The organism is Isoptericola sp. NPDC060257 (genome assembly GCF_042726645.1).
Lineage (GTDB): Bacteria > Actinomycetota > Actinomycetes > Actinomycetales > Cellulomonadaceae > Isoptericola > Isoptericola nanjingensis.
In genome coordinates, this window is the sequence record NZ_JBHXAW010000319.1 from 1 (window position 1) to 4,677 (window position 4,677).

The following is a 4,677-nucleotide window of genomic DNA, read 5'->3' on the forward strand; positions in this document are numbered from 1 at the left end:
CCGTGCCGGGGCACGGTCGGCGGACCGGACTGCGGTGTCCGTCATCGTCCGGTCACTGGTCCGCTTCCGCGGCGGACTGCACCGCGTCGACGACGTCCTGCGGGGTCGCCTTGCCGGCGAACTGCAGGGCGATCGCGTCGTTCATCGCGCCACCCACGGACGCGCCGAGCAGCGTGTCGAGGTAGAGCTGGATCTCCGGCGCGCTGTCACGCACCTCCAGCAGCTCCGCCAGGGCGGGGTCGGAGACCTTCTCCGAGGCCGTCGGGTTGGTCGGCAGGCCCATGTCGAGCTCGGCGAAGCCCTGCTGGACCTCGTCGCTCAGGAGGTACTGGGCGAAGTCGACCGCGACGTCGGGCGCGTCCTTCGACACGGCCCAGGCGTCGCCGCCGCCCATCTGGGCGCCGTCGGTGCCCTGCTGGCCGTCGATCGAGGGGTAGGAGAACCAGCCCGTGTCGTCGCCGAGGCCCGACCCGTCCTCCGTGAGCCCCTGCATGACGCCGGGCTCCCAGTGGCCGGCCAGCTCCATCGCGACCTTGCCCGAGGCGAGCAGGCCGGAGGCCGACGTCGCGCCGGTCTGGGCCGGGGTGGTGAGGAAGCCCTTGTTGAACGGCTCCGTGGCGAGCAGCTCGTCGAGCGTCTCGCCCGCCTTGACGAAGCACGGGTCGGAGTAGTCGACCGAGGTGACCGCGGTGTCGAGGGCGTCGGCCGAGCACTGGCGGATCACGTTGTAGTACCAGTAGTGCGCGGCGGGCCACTTGTCGCCCGCACCGACCGAGGCCGGCGTGATGCCCGCGGCCTGCAGCTTGTCGAACGCGGCGTAGAGCTCGTCCATCGTGGTCGGGGTCTCGGTGATCCCCGCCTTCTCGAACAGCGACTTGTTGTACCAGAAGCCGACGACGCCCATGGAGAACGGCAGCGCGTACGACGCGCCGTCCACCTGGAAGCCGGACATGTACGGCTCGATGGTGCTGATCGTGTCGGCGGCCGGCTTCGACAGGTCCTTGAGCAGCCCGGCCTCGACGTGGTCGGCGAGCTCGCCGCCGCCGCGCTCCATGAACACGTCGGGCGCGTCGCCCGCCTGGAAGGCGGCATCGAGCTTGGTGAGCATGTCCTCGTGGGCCATGGCGCTGACCTCGACGGTCGTGCCGGGGTGGTCCTTCTCGAAGTCGGCGGCGACCTTGTCGTAGTACTCCTTGCCGTCGCCGGTGTTCGAGTTGTGCCACCACGTGATCGTGCTGGCGTCGCCGCTGCTGCCGCCGTCGTCGCTACCCTGCGACCCGGTGCCCTGGCCCGCGCAGGCGGCGCCCAGGAGCGCCACGGTGGTCCCGAGCGCGACCGCGGTGGCGCCGCGCATGATCCTCGTCCTCGTCATCATCGATCCCTTGTCCTCGTCGACGGGCACGGCAGCGACGCTGCCGCGAGGTAGGAGTGTTCCTGGCATGAGAGTGGCAGGCCGACCGGCTCACCGTCAATCGTTGTCGATAACGATTTCGAAACCTCACCCGTCGTCGCCTCCGAGGCCGAGAACGCCGCGTGACCGCCGCCCGCATGGCGCATACTGTCGACTCGTGAGCACCGCCGCCGACCCGTCCAGGGGTCCCTCCGCGCCCGTCGCCGGGCGCGTCACCATCTCCGACGTCGCGCGCGTCGCCGGCGTCTCGGTCGCCACCGTGTCGAAGGTCGTCAACAACCGGTACGGCGTGGCCGCCGGGACGTCCGAGCGGGTGCTCGCCGTCGTCGAGGAGCTCGGCTACGAGTCCTCCCTGGTCGCCCGCAGCCTGCGCCGCACCAGCACCAACGTCATCGGCGTGCTCGTCGCCGAGTTCGAGCCGTACTCCACCGAGCTGCTCAAGGGCATCTCGGCCGCCGTCGACGGCACCGGCTACGAGCTCCTCGCCTACGCCGGCCGCACCGACGGCGGCGCGCGCACGGGCTGGGAGCGACGGTCGCTGTCGCGGCTGGCCGGCACCCTGGTCGACGCGGCGATCGTCGTGACGCCCACCATGGTGATGTCGGCGGACTCCCCCGTGCCCGTGGTCGCCGTCGACCCGCACACCGGGCCCGAGGGCACCCCGACCGTCGACTCCGACAACACGACGGGCGCGCGCGAGGCCGTCGAGCACCTCATCGACCTCGGCCACCGGCGGATCGCGCACCTGGGCGGCCGCGCCGACCTCGAGTCGGCCCGCCTGCGCGAGCTGGGCTACCGGCAGGCGCTCGAGGGCGCCGGCATCGCCGTCGACCCCCTGCTCATCAAGGTCGGCGGCTACCGGCCGGACCTCGCCGACGCGCCCGTGCGCACCCTGCTCGACAGGCCGGACCGGCCCACCGCCGTGTTCGCCGCGAACGACCTGTCCGCCATCCACGTGCTGGGCGTCGCCGCCGAGCTCGGCCTGCGCGTCCCCGAGGATTTGTCCGTCGTCGGCTTCGACAACATCCCCGAGTCCTGGGGCAGCGCTCCCCCGCTCACCACCGTCGCGCAGCCCCTGCACCGCATGGGCGCCGAGGCGCTCCGCATGGTGCTCGACCTCCTCGAGGGCACCGCCCGCGAGCGGCACCTCCGCCTGCCCACGTCGCTCGTCGTCCGCGCCTCCACGGCGCCCCCGCCGAGGTAGTACGGGAGCCCGTACTACCTCGCGGTGATACGAACTACCTCGGCCGTCAGCGGGCGCGCCCGTGCCGGCGCTCGGGCTCGCGCGGACCGCGGCGGGCGAGGTGGCGCTGCCGCAGCCGCGCCACCACGAACCAGAGCACGAGCAGCCCGATGACGACGAGCACGGCGTTCGAGATGATGCCGCTCCACCGCGCCAGCACGGGCTCGATGGCGGGGCCGAAGCCGTAGCCGAGCCCCACCCAGATGCCGTTCCACACGCCGGAGCCGATGGCGGTGTACAGCGTGAACGACCAGAACGGCATGCGCTCGATGCCCGCGGGGATGGAGATGAAGCTGCGCACGAGCGGCACGCAGCGCCCCACCAGGACCGCGATGCGCCCCCACCTCGCGAAGAAGGCCTCGGCCTTGTCGAAGTCGGAGCCGTCCATGAGGGGGATGGCGTCGACGATCGCCCGGGTGCGGTCGCGCCCGAGCAGCCACCCCAGGTACCACCAGACCCAGGCGCCGACGACGGCGCCAATGGTGGCGGCGAGGATCGCCAGCCAGGCGTTCATCTGCCCGTCGTACGCGAGGAAGCCGGCCGCCGGCAGCACGGCCTCGGACGGGATGGGCGGCACGAACGTCTCGATGAGGACGGCGGCGCCGACGCCGATCTCGCCGAGCGTGGTCATCAGGCCCAGCACCCAGCCGATGAAGCCGTCGTAGCCCTCCGCCGGGTCGGTGGCGGAGGCGGCGACCGCGGCGGCCTGCGCGAGGCCGGTCATGCGCCCGCCCCGGCGTCGGGCGTCGCAGCGAGCGCGGCGTCGAGGGCGGCACGGGTCGCGGCCACGACCTCGGGGTCGGTCACGTCGTAACCGCTGCTGCCGCCGCCCCCGGGCCCGCCGTCGGCGACCACCGTGCGCTTGGCGGAGAGGTGGACGGCGTGCACGCCCGCGCCGACGAGGGCGGCGACGTCGTCCAGGCGGACGCCGCCGCCGGCCATGACCTCGACGCCGAGCTCGCGGCCGCGCGTCGCGAGGGCCGCCAGGACGTCGAGGGCCTCGCCGGCCCGCGGGGCGCCGCCGGAGGTGAGGACGCGGCGCACGCCCGCGCGCGCGAGGACGTCGAGGACGGCGACCGGGTCGGGCACCTGGTCGATCGCGCGGTGGAACGTGACGTCCGCGCCGCCGGCCGCGGCCACGAACGCCGCGAGCGCCGCGGCGTCGACCGCGCCGTCCGCCGTCGTGGCGCCGACGACGACGCCGTCCGCCCCGGCGTCGAGCACCGCGCGCACGTCGCGCACCTGCACGTCGACCTCGTCGGCCGCGAAGACGAAGCCCCCGGCCCGCGGGCGCACCAGCACGTGCACGCCGACGCCCGAGCCGCGCAGCGCGTCGGCGACGGCGGCGACCATGCCGGTCGACGGGGTGAGCCCGCCCGTCCCGGCGAGGGCGGCGCACAGCTCGAGGCGGTCCGCGCCGCCCGCCACGGCGTCGCGCGCGCCCGCGACGTCCTGCACGGCGATCTCCAGGGCGACGCTCGCCGAGCGGGAGCCCCGGCCGGTGACGGGAGCAGGAACGGGTACGGGTGCGGTCGAGGGGCCGACGAGCGCCGGAACGGGCGCTGCATCGTGCGGGCGATCGGTCACGGCCGCGAGTCTACGGGGGCACAGGTGTCCGGGACCGGTGCGACCTGTGACGAGACGGTGCCCGTGGGGATGACAGGATCGCCGGGTGCCCTCCTACCGCGTGAGCCTCGCCGTCGGACTGCTGCAGCCTGGGGTGGACCCCGCCGACGTGCTGCCCGCCGCGGCCGACGCGGCGCGCGAGCTCGTCACCGTCGAGGCGTACGACGTCGGCGTGGTGCGGGGCCGGGCACGCATCACGGTCCGCTTCACCGCGGACGACGACGCCGCCGCGCACCGCGTGGCGGACGCCGTCCACGACCGCGTCGACGCGCTGGCCGACACCTTCGGCGGCACGCTCACCCGGCGGTGGGGCGGCCGCTGGCAGCCCGCCTGACGCGTCCCCTACGCATCGAGCGTGCTGACTTGATCCTCAAGACTGCGGTTTGAGGATCAAGTC

Annotated in this window: 5 protein-coding genes; 2 read left to right on the top strand and 3 right to left on the bottom strand. The window is 74.1% G+C overall.

Going from position 1 to position 4,677, the window contains the following annotated elements; all coding sequences use genetic code 11:
• Positions 1–52: 52 nt before the first annotated feature.
• The gene (locus tag ACFWEK_RS19045; RefSeq protein WP_430555056.1) at positions 53–1,372 is read right to left on the bottom strand and encodes an extracellular solute-binding protein; all 1,320 of its coding nucleotides are present in this window, start codon (positions 1,370–1,372) and stop codon (positions 53–55) included.
• A gap of 196 nt (positions 1,373–1,568) precedes the next feature.
• On the opposite strand from ACFWEK_RS19045, the gene ACFWEK_RS19050 reads away from it, so the two are divergent.
• Positions 1,569–2,615: a LacI family DNA-binding transcriptional regulator gene (locus tag ACFWEK_RS19050; RefSeq protein ID WP_430555054.1), complete on the top strand. Its 1,047-nt coding sequence runs from the start codon at positions 1,569–1,571 to the stop codon at positions 2,613–2,615.
• A 46-nt stretch (positions 2,616–2,661) separates the two neighbouring features.
• Here the strand turns inward: ACFWEK_RS19050 and ACFWEK_RS19055 are convergent, their stop codons facing one another.
• Positions 2,662–3,378 carry a DedA family protein gene (locus ACFWEK_RS19055; RefSeq protein ID WP_430555055.1) on the bottom strand — a complete coding sequence of 239 codons (717 nt, stop codon included), beginning with the start codon at positions 3,376–3,378 and terminating at the stop codon, positions 2,662–2,664.
• Positions 3,375–4,124, bottom strand: a complete 750-nt coding sequence (locus ACFWEK_RS19060; RefSeq protein WP_430555057.1) for a copper homeostasis protein CutC — start codon at positions 4,122–4,124, stop codon at positions 3,375–3,377. The genes ACFWEK_RS19055 and ACFWEK_RS19060 overlap by 4 nt, the downstream gene beginning before the upstream one ends.
• A 202-nt stretch (positions 4,125–4,326) precedes the next feature.
• Here ACFWEK_RS19060 and ACFWEK_RS19065 point away from each other — a divergent pair, with 202 nt between their 5' ends.
• Positions 4,327–4,614, top strand: coding sequence for a hypothetical protein (locus ACFWEK_RS19065; protein ID WP_430545924.1), 288 nt, complete (start codon positions 4,327–4,329; stop codon positions 4,612–4,614).
• The last annotated feature ends 63 nt before the right edge of the window (positions 4,615–4,677 follow it).

Coding starts and splice junctions, on each gene's coding strand:
- ACFWEK_RS19045 (WP_430555056.1), bottom strand. CDS start 1,372: ATGACGAGGACGAGGATCATGCGCGGCGCCACCGCGGTCGCGCTCGGG.
- ACFWEK_RS19055 (WP_430555055.1), bottom strand. CDS start 3,378: ATGACCGGCCTCGCGCAGGCCGCCGCGGTCGCCGCCTCCGCCACCGAC.